The following is a 24,903-nucleotide window of genomic DNA, read 5'->3' on the forward strand; positions in this document are numbered from 1 at the left end:
CGGCACCATGCCCATCCCATCGGCCAACAGCGACGGGGTTGTCTGTCGCTGGCATTAAGGATCAGAGATGTCGCAGAAGCAGAGCAAGACCGGCGAGATCACTCGCCGAAAGAGGAACTTGGTGATCTCGGCGGCGATCGTTGCCGTCTTCCTCGCGGTAGCCGCCGTGATTGTCGCGATCAACTCCGGCTCCGATGAAGATCAGCCCGTCGCGGGCGCTGATACGCAGAGCCTGGTTGTCCGCGACAACAGCCACCGGGTCGGCCCGGTGAGTGACGGCAAGGTCACGCTGGTGGAATTTCTCGACTTCGAATGCGAGGCCTGCGGGGCAGCCTTCCCCTTCGTGGAGCAACTGCGTGAAACCTACAGCGGGCGAGTGACATTCGTAGTGCGCTACTTCCCGATTCCGTCACACTTCAACGCCGAACGCGCGGCGCGTGCGGTGGAGGCCGCCGCAGGGCAGGGCGCCTTCGAAGCGATGTACAAGAAGATGTATGAAACGCAGACCGAGTGGGCCGAGCAACGTGTTCCGAAGGATGACGTCTTTCGTGGCTACGCCAGCGATCTCGGGTTGAACATGACCCAATGGGACAGCGCCTACAACGATCCTGCCACCCTGCAACGGATCAAGGACGACGTCGCAGACGGCCGAACCCTCGGAGTTTCGGGGACACCCACCTTCTTCCTCAACGGCGCCAAGCTCCAACCGCGATCCGCCGAAGACTTCATCGGGGCCATCGATGCCGCACTCGCCAAGTGAGGCAAGCGTTTCCACGCAATCGAGGGGCTACCGCGCCCCGTTCCCACGGTTGCTGCCCTGGCTGCTACTGATCGGTGGTCTGCTCGGCACGATGGCCGCGAGCGTACTCACCGTGGAAAAGATGGCGCGATTGCGCAACCCTGACTATGTACCGAGCTGCAGTCTGAACCCGATCGTGTCGTGCGGGTCTGTCATGGACAGCCCGCAAGGAGCGGTGTTCGGCTTCCCCAACCCTGTGCTGGGGATCGCCGGGTTCGCTGTGGTCACCACCGTCGGCGCCGGGCTGTTGGCCGGAGCACGGTTCCAGCGCTGGTTCTGGCTGGGATTGCAAGCCGGTGCCGGCTTCGGCGTGGTGTTCGTGCACTGGTTGATCTACCAGACGCTCTACAACATCGGTGCCCTGTGCCCCTACTGCATGGTGGTCTGGGTGGTGACCGTCCCGATCTTCGGTTACGTGACCCTGCGCAACGTGGTTGTCGGTGACCTGCCTGTCCCTGCCGCCGCACGTCGACTCGCTGACGTCGCAGTCGGCTACCACGGGGTGGCGCTGACCATCTGGGCCCTCACCATCGTTGCGTTGATCGGCATCCGCTTCTGGGATTACTGGAGCACGCTGCTGTGAAGGCTGGGAATCCGCACCTCGACACGCCATATACTACGATAGGTAGTAGATGGGGTGTCGCGTCATGAAGAAGGGATCACCCGTGCAGCCGAGAGCTCGATGGCTCGTCCTTGTTCTGGTCGTGATCGTGGCGCTGATCGTGGCGATCTGGCCGCGATCGACCTCTGAGACCCCGTTCGCCCAACGGGGCATGACGCCAGACGCGGTCTCTGGCTCCGCCGCAGTTGCTCCCGAAGTCACCCGAGCAGGTGCGGCTCTGCTGACACGGTGCCCGGCGCCCGCAGTCCCGCCACCAGCTGGCGCACCACTGAGTGGCGTCTCGGCACGCTGTCTTGGGTCGCCTCATACAGTCGACCTCGGTGCCGCGTTGAGCGGTGAACCCACCCTGATAAATCTCTGGGCGTCCTGGTGTGGGCCGTGTCGGGAAGAGATCCCTGTGCTCGATACGTATGCGGACGAGCCCGGTTCAGTTCGCGTGGTGGGGATCAATCTGCAAGACAACCCCGTCGCCGCCCTGGAGCTGTTTACGGGGTTGGGTGTCGGTTACGCGTCGTTCGTCGATGTCGGCGACGTGCGCAAGGCGTTGTCCGCGCCCCCGGTGTTGCCCCTGAGTTTCCTTGTCCAGCCGGATGGTTCCGTCGAGCGGATCACCACGCCAGCTGTATTCGATAATCCCGCCCAGATTCGGGCCGCGATCAGTGAGGTGACCCGATGATCGAGCGACAAGGCAGGCAAAGACTCCCACGATCCACCCCTACACCAGCTCGGCAACCCCGGTGGATTGCGGTGCTCGTCCTGTGTACATGCTTGGTGATCGCCGTGACGGGTTGTGCTTCCGGCTCGGATTCGGTCGCCACCGGTGGCGGCACGTTCGATTTCGTTTCCCCGGGCGGGCAGACCGACATCTTCTACGACCCGCCGGACAGTCGCGGGCAGATCGGGGCCCTGTCGGGGCCCGATCTCATGGCCGAGGACAAGACGGTGTCGGTGGCCGACTACGACGGCCAGGTGGTGGTGATCAACCTGTGGGGTCAATGGTGTGGGCCTTGCCGAGCTGAAGCCGACGACCTCGAACGCGTATATGCGGCCACCAAGAACATGGGCGTGCAGTTCCTGGGGATAAACGTCCGCGATCCCCAGCGTGACAAAGCGCAGGATTTCGTCATTGACTACAAGATCGGTTATCCGTCGATTTATGACCCCTCAATGCGCACGCTGATCGCGCTCGGCGGCAGCTATCCCACCAGCGTCATCCCGTCCACCCTGATCCTGGACCGACAGCACCGTGTCGCGGCAGTGTTCCTGCGTGCCCTGCTGGCTGAGGATCTGCAACCGGTGATCGAACGTGTGGCGGCAGGACGATGACAGCGCTCGCCCAGGAGATCGGCACCAGCTTTCAGACCGCCGCCGCGACCGGGCCACTGCTGCTCGCGCTCGCCGCCTGCGTGCTCGCCGGGCTCGTTTCGTTCGCCTCGCCGTGTGTTGTGCCGCTGGTTCCCGGATACCTGTCCTACCTCGCTGGTGTATCCGGTGCCAGTAGCTCACCCGCGGGCGACGACGAGCCGGACTCAGCAGCAGACCGATGGCGCGTGGCCGGCGCGGCAGCGCTGTTCGTCGCCGGATTCACCGTCGTCTTCGTCCTGGCCACCGCGTCGGTATTCGGGGTGATCGGAGCGCTGCGGATCAACGAGGATCTGCTCCAACGCCTCGGTGGAGTGATCACGATCGTGATGGGGTTGGCGTTCGTCGGGCTCATCCCGGCGCTGCAGAAGGACACCCGCTTCGCCCCGTTGCGAATTTCCTCCCTGGCCGGAGCGCCTCTACTCGGAGGAGTGTTCGGGTTGGGCTGGACGCCGTGTCTGGGACCGACTCTCGCGGGGGTTCTCTCGGTCGCGGCCGGAACCGAGGGCACGACCGCCGCCCGGGGCGTGGCGCTGATCGTCGCCTACTGCGTCGGGCTCGGATCACCGTTCATCGTTCTCGGCTTCGGATCCGCGAAAGCGTTGCGTGGTGTCGGGTGGCTGCGCCGACATTCCCGGACCATCCAGGTCGCCGGTGGGGTCATGCTCATCCTGGTGGGCACTGCGCTGGTCAGCGGAGTGTGGGCCGTGTTCATCGGCTGGATGCGCAACGAATTCGTCACCTCGGTCGTGCTGCCGATATGACGCAGCGGCTGCTCGGCGGAATTGTCATGATTCCAGCTCTGACGGCACTGTGTACTCGGCGGGGATGGGGTTGACCCTGTAGTCGGGTACCGGGGTGAGAATGTTGGTATGCGTACAGGTGAGTTGGCCGTACAGGCCGGTGTGAACGCGCAGACCCTGCGGTACTACGAAGGTCGCGGCCTACTGGCGCTGCCGCTTCGATCCCCTGCGGGCTATCGCGACTATCCGGACGAGGCGGTCTCGGTGGTGCGGTTCGTCAAACGCGCCCAGGAGTTGGGGTTCAGCCTCGCGGAGATCAGGGAGTTACTGCACCTGGCAGACGGCGGCCCCGACGATTGTGGCACCGCACGCGTTGTGGCACAGGCGCGTATCGATCAACTGGCGCAACGGATCTCGGAGTTGCAGCGGATGCAACAGTCACTTGGTGAGCTGACTCGCACCTGTGAGATGCCGCGCGCGCAGCGCTCGTGCCCGATCCTTTCCACTCTGCATCAGGAGGACATTTCGTGAAGCTGGAAATCTTGCAGGTTACCGACTGTCCGAACGTGGCCGTGCTCGAACAACGCCTGCGCCAGGCCATCGCAGGCACGGGAATCGTTATCGACCTCGCCCACCGGATTATCAAGGACGCCGGTCAGGCCGCCGACGCCGGAATGACCGGCTCACCCACTCTTCTGGTCGAAGGCCGCGATCCGTTCGCGGTGCCGGGACAATCCCCGAGTATTTCGTGCCGGCTCTACCGCACCAACGACGGCGGAATCGACGGCGCACCCTCGGTCGCGGCGATTCGCGAAGCATTGTCCATCACCACATCACCGGTCTCGGAGTCGGAGGACGGACCGGCGGCGTGCTGTCCCGGCCCCGTTCCGGAATCGGTAGCTGACTCATTGACTGCCTGGCGTGGCCGCGCCCAACCCGTCGACGCGTTCGAGAAGGCCTTTCATCAAGCCGTTCTGCGTGGCTTCGCCGCCACAGGTGGAGCGCCCACTGTCGACGAACTTGCCACCATCTTCGGCGCGGACGTCTCTGTGCCGCAGGTGCTACGCCGACTACATGAGGGCGATGTGATCCGGCTCGACAGCTCGGGTGCGATCGCTGCGGCGTACCCGTTCTCTGCTGTGCCGACCGCACACCGAGTCCATATCGACGGTGGCGCGACCGTCTACGCCATGTGTGCCATCGACGCGTTGGGCATGTCCGCCATGCTCGGCGCCGACACCACGATCGAGACCACGGCCCCCGATACCGGGCAACCCATCACCGTCGCCGTTCGTGACCAGCAGTTGACCGCGACCCCAACCACCGCCGTCGTGTTCGTCGGCGGGCAAGCCGCGCAGGGTCCTTCCGCCGAGACCTGCTGCAGCTGTTTGAACTTCTTCCCCGACCGCGAGAGCAGCCAATCCTGGGCAGCCACTCATCCGGCTATCAGCGGCACCGTTGTAGACCTCACTGAGGCACATGACCTCGGCAACGCCATTTTCGGACAACTGCTACGTCCGTGACCATCTGTCACAGCAGATGAGAACAGCCGGATCGGTTACACGGCCGACCGAGGATCAGTCGGAGCCCCAACGCTGTTCGGTGATCACACCGTTGCCCGCCAGCCAGGCGACGGGATCGATCTTGTTGCTGTTCTGGTCCCAGATCTCGAGGTGCAGGTGGGGGCCGGTGGACTGGCCGCGGTTGCCGACTGCGGCGATCACGTCACCGGCGTTGACCCGGTCTCCGGCTTGCACGTAGTACTCGTTGATGTGGCCATAGACGGCGATCGTGCCGTCGTCCTGCTGCACGCGCACCCATTGGCCGAACCCGGACGCCGGGCCTGCTTCGATCACGGTGCCGCCCATCGCGGACTGGATCGGCGCTCCGAGCGCGTCGGCGATGTCGACACCGTAGTGGAACGCGCCCCAACGGCTGCCGTACCCGGAGCTGATTTCACCTCCGACGGGAAGCACCGCAGGCGCGGGTGCTGCGGTCTGCGGTGCTACCGCGGACGGGACCGCTTGGAGATCTTTGATGATCTGCTCGGCCTGCGCGAGTGGTCCGGCGAGTTCGGCAGGCAGGCCCGCCAGACCGAACGGGGCGGCGACCGGTGCTGCGACGGGAGCCGGGGCAGGACGGTCGACGGAGTCGGAAAGTCCTTCGGCGCCAAGGTCTGTGGTCGCCATCGCGGGCGCGGCCTGGGCAATCGTGCCGAGTAGAGCCCCGGCGGCGACCGCTACTCCCGCCATTCCCTTGAACTTGTCCGTGGAGTCCGTGGCCAGCCGGTGCTTGGCCCGGGGTTCTTCGGTGACACCACCGAGCAGTTCCTTGACAGTGATGGAACCGGAGGTCATTCGATGGTGCGGCACAGCTGGGTCCTAACGTCGATCTGAGCGGTCGTGATGCGGGTCGAGTTGGGCTGGTTAACGCCATCTGCCTGCTACGACGTGACGCAAACTGTACCTGGTCGTGACCAATTTGCGACCATATTGGCGACTGCTCGTGAACCTTGAAATGATCGAAGGAGCGGGGGTCACTGGACCGTCAAGGTGTCGCCCTGGACGGTTACGGTGAGTTCGGCCAGTGGTTCCCGCGCCGGGCCCTTGGCCACGGATCCGTCGGTGAGTTTGAAGGTGCTTCCGTGGCACGGGCACTTCATGACGTCACCGGCGATGTCGGTGACGCTGCACCCCTGGTGGGTGCAGATCGCTGAATAGGCCCTGTACACCCCGGCGCTGGGCTGGGTGACCACGATTCGATGTTCGGGAAATGCTGTGGCGCCGCCGATTTCGATGCGGTTGGCCGGAATTCTGGCCGGTTGTCGTTCCTGGTCGGCTCGTCCGGTGGCGCACCCGGTGGCGACGATCGCGCAGACGGCGCAACCTCCTGCGATGGCGGTTCGGCGGGTGATCGCTGTGGTGGGTTCGGTGCTCATCCGGCCACCAGCAGTCCGGTCGCGTACATCGTCAGCATGCCCACCCCGATACCGGCGAGGGTTCGGGCTCTGACCGAGGTGGTGCCCGGTTCGCGCAGGCTCGGCGCGATCTGCACGATCACCTGGACAATGGCACCTACGCCGATGCCGAGCAGCAATGCCGACAGTTCGGGATTGTTGGCACCGGCGCCGATGACCGCGCCCACGATCGCGGGAGCTCCGGCGATCAACCCCAGTCCGAGCAGCCTGAGCAGCGGTGGCCGTCGCTCGGTCAGCGGAGCGACGACCGCCAGGCCTTCGGTGGTGTTCTGGATGGTGAAGCCGATGACGAGAAAGGCTCCGAGTGCGAGTTCGCCCACTGCGTAAGCGGATCCGATGGCGAGCCCTTCGCCGAGGTTGTGCAAGCCGATGCCGATGGAGATCATCAGCGCGAGGCGCAGGCCGCTGGCCTGTCCGCTCGCGGCGGCTTGCTGTCTGCGGGTTCGCAGCCAGTGGTCGATCGCGGTCAGCGTCAAGAAGGCCAGTGCTGCACCGAGGACGACGAGTTCCGCACCGCCGAACGGGCTTCCGGAGGCGCCTGCCAGCTCGAAGCCTTCGCTGGTGCCTTCCCAGGCGAGAAATGCCAACAGCCCAACGGTGAAAGCGAGCAGTACCCGCACTGTTGCCCCGCCGACCGTGCGCAGGAACGGAAGGAACAACATGCCGAGCACCACGGGAATGATGCCCACGTAGGTGCCGAGCAGGGCCATCAGCCCGAAGAACGACGCTCCCGCCTGCGGGGTCTGCACCGCGGCGGCGATGTCGTGCTCGATCACCAGCCCGGTGGAGGTCAGCATCGAGATCTTGTAGGGCTGACCGTCCTGCCAGGGATAGTCCAAGCGAAACTGTGCCGAGCGCAGTCGCCCGATCTCCTCGACCGGCCCGGTGAAATCGACGTAGGCGTCGTTGACGAAGACCTGCCCGATCCGGATCGGATCCGCGCCGGTGTTGCGGATGCCGAGTTCGATCGAACCAGGTTGCAGTACAACGCGTTCGACGCCGATCTCCTCGATCGGGGGACCGGTACGTTCGGGCAGGCTACGTCCACCGACGAAGGCGAGGCCGGCCAAGGCGAGGATCAGTAGCAGCCCGGTGCCGAGCCCGAGGGCCCAGGCAGGTTTGCGGGTGTCGGGGGTACTCATCAGTCACTCACCTCGAAGAACCCCATCCAGCCCAGTTCGGCGAACTCGGTTTTGTGGGCGTGGAACATGTATTTGCCCGGATTCGGAAAGCGCATTTCGCAGATCCCGCGCTGGCCTTGACCCTGCACGATCGTGTCGGTGAATTCCGAGGACTGCAGCCGGGTGCCGGTGGGGTAGTAGTCGAAGAAGTTGCCGTGCACGTGGAAGCTGTTGATCGGGTCGTACTCGAGCACGTTGACCAGGTAGATCCGGACGAGTTCGTTGCGTTTCACCCGCACCGGTTCGTGCATGTAGTGGAACGGGATCCCGTTGACCGCGTAGAGCTGGTTGCCCTCGCCGTCGAAGGTGGTGTTGTAGCCGTGCATGACCATGACCATCTCGTCCGCGGGTGGGCGCGGCTGGGGTGGGTCGACGATGAACGTGCCGTACATTCCGCGGGCGATGTGCTCGGCCAACGGACCGACGTGGCAGTGGAACAGGTGCAACCCGAACGGGGTCGCGTCGAACTCGTAGGTCGTGGACTGTCCCGGTTCGATGATCCCAGCACCTAATCCAGCGATGCCGTCCATCTCGGCCGGGTGGATCCCGTGGAAGTGCAGGGTATGCGGATGCTTCGAGCCGTTGCGGAAATGCACCCGCAGCAGTTCACCTTCCCGACAGCGCAGGGTCGGGCCGGGGATGCGCGCGTTGAGCGTCCACGCCGGGAAGGTGACACCCGGTGCGACCTCGATGTCCTCGTCGCTGGCGTAGACCTCCCACTCGCGCAGGGTCCGCCCGTCGGGCAGCCGCGTGGTTTTGCCGTAATCGAAGTCGCGCAGCACCTGGGTCGGGTTGAATCCGTTTGCATCATGATCGACGACCTGGCCGATCCGGAAGGTCGGTCCACTGGCGCCCCCGCCATGGGATCCGCTGTGTCCGGAGGTGGGCTGCGCCTGTGCTCTTGCCGGTGACGCGTCGAGCACAGCCCGCCCGGCGAGCGCCAGACCGGCGCTCCCTGCCAGCGCGCTACCCAACAGGAATCGGCGGTTCGGTTCACTCATAACCTGCATAGTTTGGCACACCGAAAAAATTGATTCAACACCCCGAAATCTAGCCGGACTGACAACACGAACCACCTGGTGGGGGCGCGGAGTGGCGGGCAACATGCCGCCGCTCGATCCTGTAGTGGTTACATGCGCATGTTAATATGTATCCAGCGACCTGTTCGAAGGAGGAGTCATCATGGGCCACAGCCATGACCACGGGGTCTCGGCGTCGGAGGCGACCAGCGCATCCAGCAAGTACGTATGGCGGCTGGCGATAGCGATCGGGCTGGGTCTGATCACCTTCGTCACCCAGCTCCTGGTGGGTCTGTCGACCTCGTCGCTGGCTCTGTTGTCGGATTCGGCTCATGTGTTCACCGACGTTTTCGGTGTGGTGATGGCCCTGGTGGCGATCTTGGTCGCGCGCCGCACCGTACGCCGCAGCGACCGGTCGTTCGGGATGTATCGCGCCGAGGTCCTCGCCGCGCTGTTCAACGCGGTGCTGCTCTTCGGCGTGGCGGGCTGGGTGCTCTACGAAGCGCTCGGTCGACTGTCGGAGCCGCCGGAGGTGCCCGGCCTTCCCGTCGTGATCGTCGCCATCGTCGGTCTGTTGATGAACGTGGCTGCGCTGCTGGTGCTGCGCAGCGGCGCGAAAGACAGTCTCAATGTGCGCGGTGCGTATCTGGAAGTGATGGCCGACATGCTGGGGTCGATCGGTGTGCTCATCAGCGGTCTGGTGACATTGATCTTCGGCTGGCGCTACGCCGACCCGGTCATCGGCGTCCTCATCGGGCTTTTCGTCTTGCCGCGTGCCTACAACCTGGGCAAACAAGCCCTGCGAATCCTGTTCCAGCATGCGCCGACCGGCTTGGACATCGCCGAGGTCACCGCAGCTCTGGAGGGCGTGGACGGTGTGCGGGAAGTACACGACCTGCACGTGTGGACCCTGACTCCCGGCATGGAAGTCGCCTCGGCGCACCTGGCGATCGACGATGCCGCCGACCCTGATGCCGTGTTGGGCGCGGCCAAGCATGTGCTGGCCGAATCGTTCGAACTTCATCACGCCACCCTTCAGGTCGAGCCGGTCGGCATGGCCGCGGAGTGCAGGAAGCAGTCTTGGTAGATCTGGTCGCTTGATCGTGCGGTCAGTTCAGCGGCAGAGTGGGTGCCCCGCGCTGGGTGAGCATGTCTCGAAGGGCCTGCGATTCTGCGGACTGAGCAGTATCGATCTGTTTGGCAAGGGTCGCGACTGCCGCAACTGTGGCAGTGTCGCGGGCCGCGCGGGCCATCGTGAGGCCGCCTTCGTGGTGGCGCAACAGCAGTTGTAGATACAGGGTGTCGAAGGCGGTACCTCGTGCTCTGCGGAGCTCGGCGAGTTCCTCGGTGGTGGCCATGCCGGGCATCCTCATCGATTCCTGCTCGGGCATCTTGTGCTCCGAGCCCGCAGCATGCGGGTCCGCGGGACTCATCCACCGCATCGGTTGCTCGGCCGATATCGGTTGATTCCAGAGCATCAGCCAGCCGCGCATCATCCCGAGTTGGCTCTGCTGGCTGGTCAGAACGTCGAAAGCCAACGTGCGCACGGCTGGATCGACCGCATGTTCCAAGGCCGTCGCAGACATCTCGACGGCTTGATTGTGGTGAGTCGCCATATCCTGGGCGAACCCCACGTCAACGACAGAGAGTGGTGTTTCCGCCGCGTCGGCGGTGACCAGTCCGCGTAGCCACAGGCCCGCGAGCACGCCGATAACCAGCGTGACCACCACGGTCGTGGCGATCACCGGTATCGATCGGGGCCGCTGCGGCGTCGTGGACGAGGGCTTGGGGAGCTCCGATGTCACCGCGGGCCTCCGGAAGGATCGGTTGATCCGCTGTCGGCGGGAGCGAGTGGGACTGCGTCGGGTCCCGGCGGGCTGGGATCGAAAGGCGGCGGAGCATCGGGGTCGAATCCGGTCCCGGAGGTGGCGCAACTGGCGCCCGGCTCTGGATGGGTGTTCGGGTTCTGGCGCAGGGCGGTGACGAATCGTCGGATGCGGGGATCCTCGACGCTGTCGAGTTCGAGCTGGTGACCCCAAGACTGCAGTGTCACAGTCGAATCCAGGTTCGGGTAGGGCGACATGAACATGTAGGGCTTGCCGTCGACCTCGGCGCGCAAGGCGGCGATGTCCGCGGCATCGAGCCGGTCGGCGTTGTAGGTGATCCAGATGGCGCCGTGTTCGAGTGAATGAACGGCGTTCTCGCTGCGAATCGGGTTGGTGTAGACCTCGCCGGTGCAGGTCGCCCAGCTCTGATCGTGGGGTCCGCCGAAGGGCGGGGCCTGGTCGTAGGCGACTCGCTGTGTCGCGCGCACGTGACTGCCGGCCGGGTACTGCTGTTTGGTCACCCCGTCGATGAGGTCGGACGGATCAGGTTGACTGCTGCCGGGAACATAGCGTTGGGCTTCGGCGAACTCGCGAGACTTGGGCACGAAGTGCCAGGCGAGCCCGGCAACCAACACAAGGATGGCGACCGCGCCCCCGATCAGTGCCCAAGGCGGCTGTCGGCGGCCGAGGTTGCCGACGGGGGCCCGCTTCGGGGTCCGGCGGGACTTGTTGCTCATTCGGTGTTCCTTCGCGCTGTCGAACCGGCACGCGTGGGATGGCCGGCCGGGTGGAGGTCTTTCAGGAAGGCGTTGTAGGCAGCGAGGTCGGCATCGCCGACTCGATCGGCGCGGTGATCGGCGACGGCGTTCTCGTGCTGCTCGTCGCGACGCCAGCGGATCGCGAAGACGATGACCACGACGAGTGCGACCGGCTCGCCGTAGGACCAGGCCAGCGCTCCGGCCAGGTATTGATCCCGCATCGCGTCGATGCCCCAGTCCGGCGGTGGCGTAGCGAACAGTCCGACCAGGGGCGTGGTGGCCATCATCAGAATGACGCCGAAGAACACGTGCAGCGGCATCTCCACGAACAGGTCGAAGAACCGGCCGAGGTTGGTCTGACGGATGGGGAGCGGGCCGACCGACAGGATCGGCACGATGAACAGCAGCCCACTGAGCAGGAAGAACAATTCGAGCGCTTGGTGGCCTAGGACAGTGGAGCCGACCTTGTCGAATACCGGTGACAGATAGATGCCGTAATAGCTGAACAGAAACAGCGGAATGGTGAACCCGGGATGGAGCACCCAGCGCGCCATTCGGCTGCGTAACCCACTGACCGCCACGGCGAGGACGATGCGCCCGAGACCGTGGTGCGGTGTCGCCCGAAGCAGCATCACACCGGGACAACCCCATACCAGTAGCGGCGGGATCGTCATCGACAGTGTCAGGTGTTGGAACATCCACACGCTGAACAGTTGGTATCCGTAGCCTTCGATCCCCAAACCGGTCGTCGCGGCCAACAGCAGGCAGCCGCCGAGGAAGCACGCGGTCCGCCACCACGGCCAGGGGCGACGCAACCGCCGCAGCCGGGCGAGACCGAACAGATAGGTCACCGCGGCCACACCCGCCAAAATCGGAAGAATGGGGAGCGGTTGGGGATACCACGCCAGCATCGAACCGATCGAGGGCGGCGTGTTCGGCACGGTGATCGAGAAGGCGACCGGATCCAGGGCAATCATGGCGATGAGGCTTTCGGGATGGACCTCAGCGTCCCGATCGTTTGCTTGCCCGCAGGGTCACGGCAGCGCCACCGAGGACGAGCGCCACCATCACGCCGATCAGCGGCCACGGGAGCCCACTCGAGGACGAAGAGGTAGCCGCAGGTTCACCGGCTACCACGGACGTCGGGGCCGACGGCGAGTTCTGCTGTGCCTCGGTCGGCGCCGCGGACGGGGCGGCGTAGGTGAATTCGTAGGATCCGGTGATCGGATGGCCGTCGTCGGAGACGACCCGGTAGGCCACGGTGTATTGCTGCGGCGGCATCGACGGGCTCACTGCGACGCGCACTGTCTTGCCCTCGACCTTGGACACCTGGGCTCCCCAGCTGGCACCGCTGGAATCGGTCAGGCCGACGTTGGCGAATTCCGTCCCGATCTCCTGATTGAACGTCAATTCGATCATGGTCAGGGCAGTGTTGACGGTGGCCCCCGCCGCCGGAACGGAACTGTCGAGCTTGCTGTGCGCCTGTGCCTGGCCGCCGATCAGCGCCAATCCCAGCGCTGTCAGCATGGCGACAACGACGCTGCGTCGAATCATTCCCGGGCCTCCCGAAATCGTGCGCGTTCCGCGGAGGCATTCGTCGCCGCGCGGCGCCGTCTGTAATCGGGCACCGGCAACTATGCTACATAGTTGATGCCTGGCGTCCAGGCTTGGTCAGGGCACGAGCAGGCAGGCGATCGCGGCGCAGGCGAGCATTCCAGCTGGTGCGGCGGTCGCGGCGAAGACCGAGGAGAAGCCCACCGCTATCCAGCGCGATGACCGTCGCGGTGGGTTCGAGCCGTTCAGCCGGTGTAAACGTTGCTGAAGGACCTGTCCGCCCAGTGAGAGAGTGGCGGAAGGCTGGTTGCTGGTCGAGGCCGCGACTATGCACAGGGCTGAGCGGATTGTCGCGGGGCTGGTGGCCGTCGCGGCGGAGTCGTCGGCGGCGAACTCGGCCAACGCGGCGACCGCTCGCGGCGCCTTGGCGAACAGTGGGATCCACGGCAGTGCCGCAGCCAGGACTTCGCAGCTTCTGATCAGGCGATGATGGCCGCCGCGCAGATGGGCGTATTCGTGCGCCAGGACGGCGCGCCGCTCACCATCATTGAGCGTATTGGCCAGTCCCTCGGTCGCCACGACCATCCCGGGGCGGCCGTCGACGCTGTACGCCATCGGCTTGGGATGATCGAGCCACATCACCGGCACCTCCTCGCCGCCACGACGAGCCACCACGCTGACGACATCGCGGTGGTAGGCGCGCACGCGAGCTCCGGCCCGGGCATGCCGCCGTGCACTGGCGGCGACCCGAATGCCAAGGCTGACCACGACGACCACAACAACGCCGGTCAGCGGATCGACCATCCAGCCGGGCACCGAATGGACCACGCGGGTCAGGCACTGCGTTGCCGCTTCGGCGACACCCACGCCCGGCGCATGCCCGGGCCAGACCGCCGCCGTTACCGCCGTGCCAGCGAGCGCAACGACCGAGAACAGGCAGATCAGCCAGGCCGCGACAGCGGCACGAGGCGTCATTGTCGGCGTGATGCGGTGCAGGACTCCCGGCGCCGCGACGCACAACAGTGCCGCGGCCCAGGCCGCACCCAAGGCGATGATCATTTCTTGGATCGCTTCGCGGGGCGGGTGCGCCCGCGGTGGAACGCTTCGGATTCGGCCTCCGTCACGATCGACGCCAAGTGCAGAAGCACCGACTCCGGGTCGTTGCTGGAGTCGATGATGCCGCGGACGACCTCGGCGGTCGCTTCCGCTCGCGAGCGTGCGGGCCGGTAGAGATATGCCCGACGATGCATCACTCGCACTACCCACTCCTTCTCGTGGAGGTGAGTCAAAACCGTCAGAATGGTGGTGTAGGCGTAGGGGTCGGGAAGCCGCTCCAAGATGTCGCGCACGGTGAGCGCCTCGGAGGTACCCCAGAGTACGTCCATCACTCGGGCCTCCAAGGTGCCCAATCCGTTCATCGCCTGCCCTTCCTGCGTGCGCCGTTCACTTGCTGCGGTACAGACGCGTCCGATCAACTATCGCCGATTGCCCGCGTGCAACCCAACACCGCCCGCTGGGACGCACCCTAAGAACTACGCGCCGCTAAGTACTATGAAACATAGTTGATCCTGAGAAGTGACTTAGAGTTAGCTGGATTGTGACGTGGGCAACGGATCCCAACGTCGTTGAGACCCTATGGTTTCGGGGCGTGCCGCTCGTCCCCTCATCAGGTTCAGGCACATGCCCGACGGGCACGATGGCTTCCCCCGGCAGGGAAACCATCGTCCGTCGGGCCTCGCGGAAGCGATCGGTGCGTACCGATCCGCACTGAGCTCCGACCGTCGACGGCAGACCGTCAACGGCCCAAACCGACCGGTGGAGGAAACAATCATGACCCAGGCCGAGGCGCCCGAGAGCGCAGGCGACTCACAAGGATCACCATCCCCACTCGGCGAACGGCTTCGTGGCGTGCTCCGCCATGATCTGCCCGCCTCTGTGGTGGTGTTCCTGGTCGCGTTGCCGTTGTCTCTCGGTATCGCTATCGCCTCCGACGCGCCGATCATGGCCGGTTTGATCGCGGCGGTCATCGGCGGCATCGTTGCGGGTGCCGTGGGTGGCTCGCCGATGCTCGCCAGCGGTCCCGCTGCGGGCTTGACCGTCGTCGTCGCCGAGCTGGTCGCCGAGTTCGGGTGGCAGGTCACCTGCGCGATCACCGTCGCCGCGGGTGTGCTGCAGATCCTGTTCGGCCTCAGCCGTGTCGCGCGCGCCGCGTTGGCCATTTCCCCGGTGGTTGTCCACGCGATGCTCGCGGGCATCGGTATCACGATCGCGCTGCAGCAGGTACATGTTCTGCTCGGTGGAACGTCGCGAAGTTCGGTGTGGCAGAACCTCAGTCAGCTGCCCGCGCAGTTGACGCGCCTGCACTGGGGCGACGTGGTGATCGGCCTCATCGTCATCGTGACGCTGCTGTTCTGGAAGAAGGTGCCCGGCGCGCTGGGACGCGTTCCCGGGGCGCTGGTCGCGGTGGTCGCCGCGACGATCGTTTCGTTGGTGGCGCCGCTGGGTGTCGAGCGAATCGTGATGGACGGGTCGCTGTTCGACGCGATCACCCTGCCGACGTTGCCCGATGGCAAGTGGCTCGCGGTAGCGACCGGCGTGTTGACCGTGGCGTTGATCGCGAGTGTGGAGAGCCTGCTCTCCGCGGTGGCGGTGGACAAGATGCACTCCGGTTCGCGCACTGATCTGAACCGGGAGCTCGTCGGTCAGGGCACCGCGAATATCGCCTCCGGGATGCTCGGCGGGCTTCCGATCACCGGTGTCATCGTGCGTAGTGCGACCAATGTCGCCGCTGGTGCGAAGTCCAAGGCATCGACGATTCTGCACGGTGTGTGGGTTCTGCTCTTCTCGGTGCTGCTGGCCGGAGTCGTGCAACAGATTCCGAAGGCCGCACTCGCCGGACTACTGATCGTCATCGGCATCCAGCTGGTCAAACTCGCCCACATCAGGCTGGCGCACCGCACCGGTGACTTGTGGGTTTACCTGATCACCGTGGCCGGGGTGATGTTCCTCAACCTGCTCGAAGGCGTCCTCGTCGGTCTGGTCGTCGCGATCGCGCTCGTCGTCTGGCGTGCCGCCCGCGCCGACATCCACGCAGAGCAGGTGGGCGACGTGGATTCGCGGCGCTGGAGAGTCGTCATCGAAGGAACCTGCAGCTTCCTTTCGCTGCCGAAGCTGTCGAGCGCGCTGGACTCCGTGCCCGCAGGTACCGATGTGACCGTTGAACTGACCGTCGACTTCATCGACCACGCGGCGACGGAGGTACTGCACGAATGGGAACGCCGCCACCGCGAAACCGGCGGTACCGTCCTCATCGACGAACTCGGCTCGGACACACTCTCGGCCACGGCCCTTGGCCCGCCGCAGCGGGGATCGTCAGCGCAGGCGCGGGGTTTGGAGCCGTGGAAGGCGTGGCAGAACACCGACACCGACTCTGCAGCGTTGCTGTCCGTTGGCGCGCTGCGGCCCATCCTCGACGGAATCTCGCGCTATCAACGCCGTCACGCACCCATGGTTCGCGCCCACCTCAATGACCTGCGCGACGGTCAGGCCCCGAATTCGCTGTTCCTGACCTGTGCCGATTCGCGTCTGGTACCCAACGTCATCACTCACAGCGGTCCCGGCGACCTGTTCACCGTTCGCAATGTCGGCAACCTGATACCCGCCGATAGCGCCGACCCCTCAGCCGAGGCGGCATTGGCTTTCGCGGTGGAAGAGCTCGCGGTGTCTTCGGTGATCATCTGCGGCCACTCCGGTTGCGGCGCGATGGGTGCGCTGCTGGGCGACGCCACGGTGTCCCCGAGCATTCGTGGGTGGCTCGACCACGCCGAACCCAGTGTGCACGCCTACCTCACCGGGCACCCGGTTGCTGCCGCTGCCGCGGCGGCCGGGTTCGATGCACGCGACCAGTTGAGTATGGTCAACGTCGCGATCCAGGTCGAGACCGCGCGCAGGCATCCGGTCGTAGCCGCCGCGGCAGCCACCGGCGAGGTCCATATCGCGGGCTTGTTCTTCGACATCGCGACCGCCACCGTGTGGCACGTCGGATCCGACACCGTCACCGCACACCACGACGAACTCATCCCGGATGCCGCGCCCGTCTGACCGAGCATCACCTCGGCCCGGCTCGCAGTCCCGTCGGATTGTGGGCCGGGCACCCCTAGTGAGGAGAGTGGGCACGGCATGCCGCCGCGACAATGCGTCTGGCGTTTTCAAGATCACAGCGGCGTACGATCGGCTGCCGTGTGGCACAGGGTGCGCGTCCCGAGCGTGTGGCACAGGGTGCGCGTCCCGAGCGTGTGGTGCGGCGCTGTGCTGTTCCTCGCCGGTCTCGTCCTGACCCTGGGGATCGCCGACTGCAGACTGCTCGAAGCTCGTGACCCAGTGTCCATCGCACATCACCACTCGGCTGCACTGGCGACCCGCGCCGACGGCGCGGTCACCGCCTCTGACTGCAGCCACACCGACCTCGACGGCGCAACGCGCTGTCCGCACGATGGCGTCCGGATAGAAGCGGTCCTGACCCGCACCGACGAGACCGGTAACGCGAGCACCGTCGCCGCAGACCCGTTGTTCGACGCAGACTCTGCGCCGATATCCCGACTGCGCGGACCACCACAATCGAGCGCGGCTCGAACCGACAGCGGAGCCGAACGTCTTCTCCGGAACTGTATTTGCCGTCGCTGACAGGCAAGCGCCAGGCCAACACCTACACAGTGTCGGCCGGTGGTCGCGGCCTGGTCCAACGCTTGGCGAACAGAACGGAATCTTCATGGACGACGCTTTGCTCGACGAACTGCGAATCACCCCCGCCAACCTGCTCACCACCGGGGCGAGGTGCCTACGGCCCGACGCCTTGGTCGGCAACACCCCCGTGTTGTGGGTCGGGGCGCCGCTGGCCCCACACGGCCACGGGTTCTGGGCGAAACTCGAAGGAGCCAACCCCGGCGGAATGAAAGATCGCCCCGGCCTGCACATGGTCGCCCGAGCCCGCGCACGCGGCGATCTCCAGCCTAGCGCTCTGATCATCGAGTCCACCAGCGGCACACTCGGATTGGGATTGGCACTGGCAGGCACCTTCTTCAAGCATCCGGTCACGTTGGTCACCGACCCGGGTATGGAACCTCTGATGCGCAGCCTGCTCGCCGCCTACGGCACCCATATCGACCTGGTCACCGACCCGCACCCCGACGGCGGCTGGCAGCGTGCACGCTGTGACCGGGTATCGGAGCTTCTCGACGCCGACCCGTCGGCATGGTGCCCAGACCAATACAACAACCCCGACAACGTCGACGCCTACGACTCCCTTGCACTGGAACTGGTCGCCCAACTGGGCCGAGTCGACGTACTGGTGTGCTCGGTCGGCACCGGCGGGCACTCCGCCGGAATCACCCGGGTACTACGCCGGTTTCACCCGCACCTGAAGCTGATCGGGGTCGACACCATCTCCTCGACGATATTCGGGCAACCGGCAGGAACCCGCCTCATGCGTGGGCTCGGCTCGAGCATCTACCCCAGCAACATCGACTACGACGCCTTCGACGAAGTGCACTGGGTAGCGCCGTCAGAAGCCGTCTGGGCGGCCCGCGCCCTGGCGAGCACCCACCACGCTACCGGCGGCTGGAGCGTCGGAGCCGTCGCGCTGGTCGCAGGATGGGCTGCGTCGCAGTACTCATCCGATACCCGATTCGCCGCTGTCTTTCCCGACGGACCGCACCGGTACTACGACACCGTCTTCAACGACGACTACTGCCACCGAAACGGGTTGCTGCACACCAACCCTCCGATCGAACCGACCACCATCGCCCATCCTGGCGATCAAGTGGTCCGAACATGGACTCGCTGCGCCGACGTCGTCGACCCGCGCCAGCCGAAACCAATCGAACCGCAGAGCTTCTCGCGGAGCGCGCGATGATCGAGATCGTCCGCAGCTTCGGCAGCTACAACAAGGTCACTCGCATGCTGATGGTCAATCAGTTCGCGATCAACCTCGGCTTCTACATGCTGATGCCTTACCTGGCTGGCTATCTCTCCGGATCGCTGGGTCTTGCCGCCTGGACGGTCGGCCTGGTGCTCGGGGTGCGGAACTTCTCCCAACAGGGGATGTTCCTGATCGGCGGCACCCTCGCCGACCGCCTCGGCTACAAACCACTCATCGTGGCCGGCTGTCTGTTGCGCACGGCGGGCTTCGGGTTGCTCGCTGTCGTCGAAACGTTGCCCGCTCTGCTGATCGCCTCCGCGGCAACAGGATTCGCCGGTGCGTTGTTCAACCCGGCGGTGCGTGCCTATCTAGCCGCCGAAGCTGGTGAACGCCGGGTTCCGGCCTTCGCGATGTTCAACGTGTTCTACCAAGCCGGGATTCTGGCGGGCCCACTGGCCGGGATCGCATTGCTGGCATTGGATTTCCGCGTGGCCGCCGCAGCGGCCGCCGCAGTGTTCGCTGTGCTGACAATCGGACAACTGGCAGCCCTACCAGCTGGTCGCGGAAAGCCCGTCATCGACCGAGTATCGGTCTGGAAGGATTGGGCGAGCATCACATCGAACAACGCGTTTATGTGGTTCGCGGTAGCGATGACCGGCTCCTACGTCCTGTCGTTTCAGGTGTATCTGGCGTTGCCGTTGCACGCCGAATACCTCAGCGATGGTGCCGCCGCACCATTGGTAGCTGCGTTGTTCGTTGTCAACGCGACAGTCGCTGTCGCGGGACAACTTCGGATCACGCGGTGGTTCGAGGCTCGTTTCGGCAGCAGACTCGGGCTGGTGATCGGCGTGGGAACCCTCGCCGTCGCCTTCGTGCCATTGCTGCTGGTGCCGGGCCCGGGCCGGTTCGGTCCCGCCGTCGCGATCATCGCGTTGCTGGTGTCGGCGGCAGTCCTGGCCGTAGCCAGCGCCGCGGTCTTCCCGTTCGAAATGGACACCATCGTCGCGCTGTCAGGCGGACGGCTGGTGGCAACACACTACGGGTTCTACAACACCATCGTGGGAATCGGAATCCTGCTGGGAAACCTCGGGACCGGGGCGTTGCTGGGCGCTGCTCATCGTGCCGGGCTCGACGCGCTGGCTTGGGCAGGACTGATCGTGATAGGCGCGATCACCACGACAGCACTCGGCCTGCTCAACAGATCCGGAGCACTCGGCAGAGCCAAATCGCACACCAAACCCCTGATCAGCACATAAGATTCGCTGCCCCGGACGAGGCGAACGAAACATGCACATGGTCGTAGTGATTCTGGGTTGGGCTACCACGGTCCTCCATGTACGACCACCCGCCGCCATCGTTGTAACGCTGCTGCCAGATCACATAGTTGACACCGAACCGCGCCTTGTTGGCCAGCACAAAAGCAGCGATCGCATCGCCCTGGGCCGGATTCGGCGTCATGATGTCGAGCGCGAGACCAGCACCGTGATCACCGTCGTAGCGCCCCTGCGCGCCACCGATGTCGGAAATCCCGAACATCTGCTGCACCATGTTACTGACCTGCGCGACATGCGGCCGGGTGCCCTTCCATTGCGTTCCGCAGGGGGTTTTCGCCTTCAGAGCCGACAGCTTCGCCTCTTCGTCGTCTGCGGCGACGCGAGGAAGCCCCGGCTCTGGCGGCGCGTCATGCGCCAGTGTGGGCAGCGTATCGAGCTCGATCGCCGACGGCGCCAGCGGCGCGACCGCGCTGACCTGCTGGACCTCGGACCCGCTCGGCCGCAACGCCATCCAGATCATCGCGGGAACAGTCGCGGCGAGGCTGCACACAACCAGGGAGGCGCGGCCTGTGGGCGCCGCAGGACTGCGATGTTGACCGGACGTTTCAATGACCAGCTACCGTCGAGAATGGGCCGGTGCAATATTACGAGACGGTCGCGAGAAAGTCATGGGGAACAGCAAGAGTAAAAGCCGGAACAGGTGGGCCCGCCACCGCGTATGCCCGGCCCCTTGCTGAGGCACCCGGGACTGCAGGTCACGCTGCGCCAACTCGCCCGACCGCCTTGCAAGAAAGATTTGCGCTGTGGGTGATAGCCGTCAGCCGTGGTGCTTGGCGGTCTGGTGGTCTGCGGGCTCGGCTTCGAGGATCCAGCACACGGCGGCGGTGTCGTGTGAGCTCGGAGCCGCGCCGCGAGCTGTGTGGAGCAGGTCTTGAAGGTGGGACTCGAGGGTGAGAAGCTCGCTGATCTGCGCGCGCACCTGGTCGAGGCGGGTCGCCAGGACCTCGCGAACGTGCCCGCAGGGTTGCTCGCCTCCGTCGTGGATATCCAGGATCTCACCGGCTTCACGCAGGGACAGCCCGGCGGTTTGGGCACGGCGGATGAACTGCAGTCTGGTGAGGTGTTCGTTCGTATAGTCGCGGTAACCGCTGGGGGTGCGGTCGGGCTCGGGCATCAGCCCCTGGCTCTCGTAGAACCGGATTGTGGTCGGTATGAGTCCGCTGGCGGCGGCGAGTTCACCGATCTTCATCAGCCTGTCCTCCTCTCAACGAAAATACTACGGATCCGGGGTCGCTCGGTTCGGCCTCCCTGCCTCCCCGCCGCTGGCAACGAGGCAGAACGAGTCTCGTCGCTTGCCCGGCGACAGCATGCAGGCTGTCCAGCCGAACGGCATGCGAAGACGCATCCGCGGCGGCGCCCAAGAATTCCCGGCGTCAGAGATACTCGCCGCTGGGTTCGCGATCGCATGCTTGCGGTGTTCCTGACACTCATGGCTCGGGTCCGCAAGGGCCGACCATGTGGGTGTCCTCGGCCCTGCTTATCTACGACGTTCTGGTCGAGATACCTGGTGTCCAGGTCATGCGCACCGCCAAAAGACCGGCACCACCCTCGTGCTAGATACCCCGCGGCGACGCTCGACCACTATCGCCGTGACTACCGAACTCGGCTACACCGCGACCGTGATCTGGCCCGGCAGCGTGGTGAGCCACACTTGACTTGACCTTCCATCACACTGGAGGCTTTAGCATTCTCGCGGCCGGGCCAACCCGGCACCCGAAAGATCGTCGGCGACCGGCACCCAAGGCCATCGACCCCAGGAAAGGTGAATGAGATGAATCCACTGAAAATGCTCTGCGACTGGATGTGTGCAGTGATGGGCCCTTGCTGCCCGATGTGACCCTATCCCCAGCGACGGTGACCGCCGGGACACGTACTCGACAAGTGCGCGTCCCGGCCGCGTTGCTCCGCGGTAAGCCGCAGGGTTACCAAACCGTGAACCGGACATTCGGGCTCCGCCCATTACCGTCGCGCCCTCGATTCTGTTTGCGTTCTGGCTGCGAGCATCGACATCGGCGGACTTGGCTGCGGCTTCGCCGATGCTTGCCCGGTCGAGGATCCCTGCTGGCTGCACTATTTCGACGCTGCGAAACATACCGAGCACCGGTGTTCGTTGCGATCGGCCAGTGGCCTCGCATCGCCCCGGTTGCCGACCGGGCCGGTAGTGTCGACAGCAATCTCTGTTCTGGGAGTGTCCGCCGCAGCGGGCCTGGTCGACATCGGCATCTTCAGGCATCACCGCTGCCGATTCGGGTTGTGCTGCAGCGATCGACACCGAGCGCTGTCGAATGGCCGACCAGTCGGCCGGCAGTGCTCGGTCATGCAACCATCGCGGACTGGCAGTAGCTCAGCTTTCGGAAGCACAGACCGGTTGCTATTTTGATGCCGTGAGACTGGTCGGTCGGGTTTGGCGAGGATGGTTTCCGGCCGCACTGTTGGTGCTGCTGCTCGTGATGCCGTTCGGGGAATTCGAACTGCCGGTGCAACATTCGCACCACGGCGGCAATGCCTTCGTGAAGTCCGAGACGCCGCTGCGGGTCCCCGCGCACCCGCACTTCACCGCCGAATCCGCCGACTGGACTGCGGTCGCTGTCCAGCGCGCGGGCAACGACTGGTGCCCGCGCACTACCGCGCACTGCGCAATCGTTCAGGTGGTCGAAGTGCCCGCCGTATCCGATTCTTTCCCGGGATTCGCCTCGGTACGTGGCCCACCGGGGCGCGCTCTGTCCGGCTACGGCCGTGACACTCTCCTTCACTGCTGCATCGATCGGCGCTGACGAACATCACGCTCCCGGTGCGACCAGGCATGAATGACGGCGCCACCCACCGCTTCTCGTCCGGTGTCTTGTCGGCACCGTGAGATCCGCGGTGCGTACGCGACCGTCGACCGCGAACGTCAGTTGGACGCGGCACCCCGCCGGAAACCTCGTACCGAGACGGAACCGCAAGGGCGGCGGCGTATTCGGGCGAATTCGCGTCAGCACCGGCTCGGTGTCTATCGGCGTCTCGCCATGGTGGACGAACAGCTGGACCGGACCGTCGAGAGCCGCCACGGGTTGCCCTGCTCGATTCACCGTGAATTCGAGGATCGAGCTCGTCCGCTCCGGCTCAACAGCCAGGTCGACCGAGTAGTCGTCGATTGCCGTCGAACAGCAGATCTCCATTTCAGCGCGTCCTCCGTGAGTCAACCTTCACCCCTACGGGGCACAGGTATTCACCGTAGAGACGCGCTGACCGCGTCGGAGGGCGCAAAGGTGTCAGAAACAGGACAGATCACGACAGGGCATCCGCCACGTCCGCCGCGGAATTCCGTGTCAACAGCCATCATTCGGCTGCTGTTGACTGCGGCGCGCGATGCTGGACTGAGTAGCGGCAGCCAAGCCATGCTTCCCGGGTTGACCGGTGAGGCCTTACTGGATGACCGCAACCGAGTCAACACAGAATTATCGAACGCGCTGTGGGGCTGCCTGGTTCAATCCAGTAGCCCGGGTCGAGTAGGCGTGGAGCTCGCCGGTCGGGCCGGCCCCGGCGAACTCGGCGTATGGGACCAGTTCTTCACCGCGGGTGCGACCGTCCTCGACGGACTGCGTGACGCCACCACCTATCTCGGGTCGGTCGCCGACATCGACCGTGAGCAACTCGATGTACGCGCGGACGGGGACCTGATCGTCCTACGTCACCGGTCGCTGGATCTCGACCCCGAAGTTGCCGCCGCAGTTGGCGAATTCGTCGTGGCCATGGTTGTCGCGCGCATGGCCGAGGCTGCCCGGCGGCCGATCGTCCCAGTGCAGGTCGGCTTCGCTCATCGAGCACCTAGGGGCTCCGCGCACCGACTGCTCGCCGAACGGTTGGGCACCTCGCGCGTGGATTACGAACAACTGGACGACAGGATCGTCATTCTTGCGGCTGATGCACTGGCGCCGGTGCCGCATCCCAGATCCGGGTTGCCCCGGATTCTGCGCGACCACGCCGACCTGCTCCTGGGTAGTGCGCGGGTCGTCGGTGATTGGCGCATGATGCTGCGCGTCGTGCTCGTCGCGACCATCGCGGAGGGAACGCCGACTCTGGCAGCGGTGTCTGCCCGCCTCGGAATCGGCCCTCGGACACTGCAGCGACGACTGGACGAAGCAGGTACCAGCTGGCGCGCTGAGGTCGACTCGGTGCGGGCCGAGCAGGCGCGGTCGCTCGACCTCGGCTTGTCGCAACGGGTAGTGGCAACTCGGCTGGGATACCGCGACGAGCGGAGCTTGCGCAGGGCTCAGCAGCGGTGGTCGACCGCTGGATCGGAGTCGCGCTCATGATCTCCGCGCTCGAATCCCGAATGGCGTGAGGCCGCGCGGTTTGTAGATCGCCAGGACCATCGCGCACAGGAGGATGAGCGTGGCGGCGGCCGCGTGGATGACGAATGTCGGTGCGCGCATCTGGTCGATGGTGGATTCCGGGCGTGCGGCGATGCTGGTGTAGTGGTCGACGGTGCGCGTGTAGAGCAGCAGGATCGCGGTGGCGATGACGTTGAGCAGGAGTTTGAACAGCACCCAGTAGTGGCGGACCAATCCCCATGGTGTGCCGAGAGATTGAACAATTCCCGTCAAGAGCGAGGCCACCGAGAGTGGCACCAGCACCCACCACGCCAAAGGCCGGGCGACTAGGTCTACGGCGCGCACCATGCCGACGTCGGAGCTGGCGACTCCGACGATCGCTAGGACCAAGAAGGTGACGACTGCGCCGAGCCAGCCCACCGATGCGCTGACGTGAATGGTCAAGGCCAGCTGACGAATCGGTGGACGCATCCGGCTCACCGTACGTACTCAGTT

27 protein-coding genes are annotated in these 24,903 nt (G+C 65.2%); 14 read left to right on the forward strand and 13 right to left on the reverse strand.

The window, feature by feature from the left end:
- The first annotated feature begins 67 nt into the window (after positions 1-67).
- From NI2_RS04900 to NI2_RS04930, 7 genes are all read left to right on the forward strand, one after another.
- Complete coding sequence (locus tag NI2_RS04900) at positions 68-760, forward strand: DsbA family protein (protein WP_067486396.1); 693 nt, start codon at positions 68-70, stop codon at positions 758-760.
- 49 nt (positions 761-809) lie between these two features.
- Positions 810-1,382, forward strand: a complete 573-nt coding sequence (locus tag NI2_RS04905; protein WP_243749897.1) for a vitamin K epoxide reductase family protein — start codon at positions 810-812, stop codon at positions 1,380-1,382.
- Positions 1,383-1,572: 190 nt separating this feature from the next.
- Positions 1,573-2,097: a TlpA family protein disulfide reductase gene (locus NI2_RS04910; protein ID WP_307656498.1), complete on the forward strand. Its 525-nt coding sequence runs from the start codon at positions 1,573-1,575 to the stop codon at positions 2,095-2,097.
- A complete protein-coding gene (locus NI2_RS04915) occupies positions 2,094-2,747 on the forward strand; it encodes a TlpA disulfide reductase family protein (protein WP_157104648.1) in 654 nt (217 codons plus the stop codon). The genes NI2_RS04910 and NI2_RS04915 overlap by 4 nt, the downstream gene beginning before the upstream one ends.
- A complete protein-coding gene (locus NI2_RS04920; RefSeq protein WP_067486404.1) occupies positions 2,744-3,547 on the forward strand; it encodes a cytochrome c biogenesis CcdA family protein in 804 nt (267 codons plus the stop codon). Before NI2_RS04915 ends, NI2_RS04920 begins: the two co-directional genes overlap by 4 nt.
- Positions 3,548-3,655: 108 nt before the next feature.
- Positions 3,656-4,057 carry a MerR family transcriptional regulator gene (locus NI2_RS04925; protein WP_067486407.1) on the forward strand — a complete coding sequence of 134 codons (402 nt, stop codon included), beginning with the start codon at positions 3,656-3,658 and terminating at the stop codon, positions 4,055-4,057.
- Positions 4,054-5,049: an alkylmercury lyase family protein gene (locus NI2_RS04930; protein WP_067486409.1), complete on the forward strand. Its 996-nt coding sequence runs from the start codon at positions 4,054-4,056 to the stop codon at positions 5,047-5,049. The genes NI2_RS04925 and NI2_RS04930 overlap by 4 nt, the downstream gene beginning before the upstream one ends.
- 54 nt (positions 5,050-5,103) lie before the next feature.
- Here NI2_RS04930 and NI2_RS04935 read toward each other — a convergent pair whose 3' ends face one another.
- The 4 genes from NI2_RS04935 to NI2_RS04950 form a co-directional block, all read right to left on the reverse strand.
- Positions 5,104-5,898, reverse strand: a complete 795-nt coding sequence (locus NI2_RS04935) for a M23 family metallopeptidase (protein WP_067486412.1) — start codon at positions 5,896-5,898, stop codon at positions 5,104-5,106.
- Between the two features lie 164 nt (positions 5,899-6,062).
- Positions 6,063-6,464, reverse strand: a complete 402-nt coding sequence (locus NI2_RS04940; RefSeq protein WP_067486414.1) for a Rieske (2Fe-2S) protein — start codon at positions 6,462-6,464, stop codon at positions 6,063-6,065.
- Positions 6,461-7,645, reverse strand: coding sequence for a ZIP family metal transporter (locus NI2_RS04945; protein WP_067486417.1), 1,185 nt, complete (start codon positions 7,643-7,645; stop codon positions 6,461-6,463). The genes NI2_RS04940 and NI2_RS04945 overlap by 4 nt, the downstream gene beginning before the upstream one ends.
- Complete coding sequence (locus NI2_RS04950) at positions 7,645-8,685, reverse strand: multicopper oxidase domain-containing protein (protein WP_067486420.1); 1,041 nt, start codon at positions 8,683-8,685, stop codon at positions 7,645-7,647. The genes NI2_RS04945 and NI2_RS04950 overlap by 1 nt, the downstream gene beginning before the upstream one ends.
- Positions 8,686-8,866: 181 nt before the next feature.
- Here NI2_RS04950 and NI2_RS04955 point away from each other — a divergent pair, with 181 nt between their 5' ends.
- The gene (locus tag NI2_RS04955; RefSeq protein WP_067486423.1) at positions 8,867-9,790 is read left to right on the forward strand and encodes a cation diffusion facilitator family transporter; all 924 of its coding nucleotides are present in this window, start codon (positions 8,867-8,869) and stop codon (positions 9,788-9,790) included.
- Between the two features lie 22 nt (positions 9,791-9,812).
- Here NI2_RS04955 and NI2_RS04960 read toward each other — a convergent pair whose 3' ends face one another.
- The 6 genes from NI2_RS04960 to NI2_RS04985 all read right to left on the reverse strand — a co-directional run bounded on the left by NI2_RS04960 (position 9,813) and on the right by NI2_RS04985 (position 14,259).
- Complete coding sequence (locus tag NI2_RS04960) at positions 9,813-10,448, reverse strand: DUF305 domain-containing protein (protein WP_243749898.1); 636 nt, start codon at positions 10,446-10,448, stop codon at positions 9,813-9,815.
- Between the two features lie 56 nt (positions 10,449-10,504).
- Positions 10,505-11,266 carry a thioredoxin-like domain-containing protein gene (locus NI2_RS04965; protein WP_067486429.1) on the reverse strand — a complete coding sequence of 254 codons (762 nt, stop codon included), beginning with the start codon at positions 11,264-11,266 and terminating at the stop codon, positions 10,505-10,507.
- Positions 11,263-12,264, reverse strand: coding sequence for a cytochrome c oxidase assembly protein (locus NI2_RS04970; RefSeq protein ID WP_067486432.1), 1,002 nt, complete (start codon positions 12,262-12,264; stop codon positions 11,263-11,265). Before NI2_RS04970 ends, NI2_RS04965 begins: the two co-directional genes overlap by 4 nt.
- Positions 12,265-12,289: 25 nt before the next feature.
- Complete coding sequence (locus NI2_RS04975; protein ID WP_243749900.1) at positions 12,290-12,841, reverse strand: copper resistance CopC family protein; 552 nt, start codon at positions 12,839-12,841, stop codon at positions 12,290-12,292.
- A 117-nt stretch (positions 12,842-12,958) separates the two neighbouring features.
- Positions 12,959-13,816 carry a M56 family metallopeptidase gene (locus tag NI2_RS04980; protein WP_243749901.1) on the reverse strand — a complete coding sequence of 286 codons (858 nt, stop codon included), beginning with the start codon at positions 13,814-13,816 and terminating at the stop codon, positions 12,959-12,961.
- A gap of 80 nt (positions 13,817-13,896) precedes the next feature.
- Positions 13,897-14,259, reverse strand: coding sequence for a BlaI/MecI/CopY family transcriptional regulator (locus tag NI2_RS04985; RefSeq protein WP_067486440.1), 363 nt, complete (start codon positions 14,257-14,259; stop codon positions 13,897-13,899).
- Positions 14,260-14,671: 412 nt separating this feature from the next.
- Between NI2_RS04985 and NI2_RS04990 the strand changes: the two genes are divergently transcribed.
- The 4 genes from NI2_RS04990 to NI2_RS05005 all read left to right on the forward strand — a co-directional run bounded on the left by NI2_RS04990 (position 14,672) and on the right by NI2_RS05005 (position 20,014).
- Positions 14,672-16,942: a SulP family inorganic anion transporter gene (locus NI2_RS04990; RefSeq protein WP_067487052.1), complete on the forward strand. Its 2,271-nt coding sequence runs from the start codon at positions 14,672-14,674 to the stop codon at positions 16,940-16,942.
- A gap of 207 nt (positions 16,943-17,149) precedes the next feature.
- Positions 17,150-17,524: a hypothetical protein gene (locus tag NI2_RS34710; RefSeq protein ID WP_166655769.1), complete on the forward strand. Its 375-nt coding sequence runs from the start codon at positions 17,150-17,152 to the stop codon at positions 17,522-17,524.
- 85 nt (positions 17,525-17,609) lie between these two features.
- Entirely contained in the window at positions 17,610-18,752 is a 1,143-nt protein-coding gene (locus NI2_RS05000) for a PLP-dependent cysteine synthase family protein (RefSeq protein ID WP_067486446.1), read from the forward strand.
- Positions 18,749-20,014, forward strand: a complete 1,266-nt coding sequence (locus tag NI2_RS05005; RefSeq protein WP_067486449.1) for an MFS transporter — start codon at positions 18,749-18,751, stop codon at positions 20,012-20,014. The genes NI2_RS05000 and NI2_RS05005 overlap by 4 nt, the downstream gene beginning before the upstream one ends.
- Here NI2_RS05005 and NI2_RS05010 read toward each other — a convergent pair.
- On the reverse strand, positions 20,004-20,552 hold the full coding sequence (locus NI2_RS05010) for a VldE C-terminal domain-containing protein (RefSeq protein WP_084475918.1): 549 nt from the start codon (positions 20,550-20,552) through the stop codon (positions 20,004-20,006). The genes NI2_RS05005 and NI2_RS05010 overlap by 11 nt on opposite strands.
- Positions 20,553-20,849: 297 nt before the next feature.
- On the reverse strand, positions 20,850-21,281 hold the full coding sequence (locus NI2_RS05015; RefSeq protein ID WP_067486455.1) for a heavy metal-responsive transcriptional regulator: 432 nt from the start codon (positions 21,279-21,281) through the stop codon (positions 20,850-20,852).
- Positions 21,282-22,377: 1,096 nt separating this feature from the next.
- Between NI2_RS05015 and lpqS the strand changes: the two genes are divergently transcribed.
- Positions 22,378-22,866: a putative copper homeostasis (lipo)protein LpqS gene (lpqS, locus tag NI2_RS05020; protein ID WP_133734026.1), complete on the forward strand. Its 489-nt coding sequence runs from the start codon at positions 22,378-22,380 to the stop codon at positions 22,864-22,866.
- Between the two features lie 606 nt (positions 22,867-23,472).
- On the forward strand, positions 23,473-24,390 hold the full coding sequence (locus NI2_RS32770) for an AraC family transcriptional regulator ligand-binding domain-containing protein (protein ID WP_243749933.1): 918 nt from the start codon (positions 23,473-23,475) through the stop codon (positions 24,388-24,390).
- On the opposite strand, the gene NI2_RS05030 is transcribed toward NI2_RS32770, so the two are convergent.
- Positions 24,385-24,879 (reverse strand): hypothetical protein, encoded by a 495-nt coding sequence (locus NI2_RS05030; RefSeq protein WP_067486464.1) that lies wholly within the window; start codon positions 24,877-24,879, stop codon positions 24,385-24,387. The genes NI2_RS32770 and NI2_RS05030 overlap by 6 nt on opposite strands.
- Positions 24,880-24,903 lie beyond the last annotated feature (24 nt).

The sequence above is a fragment of the Nocardia ignorata NBRC 108230 genome, from assembly GCF_001612905.1.
Lineage (GTDB): Bacteria > Actinomycetota > Actinomycetes > Mycobacteriales > Mycobacteriaceae > Nocardia > Nocardia ignorata.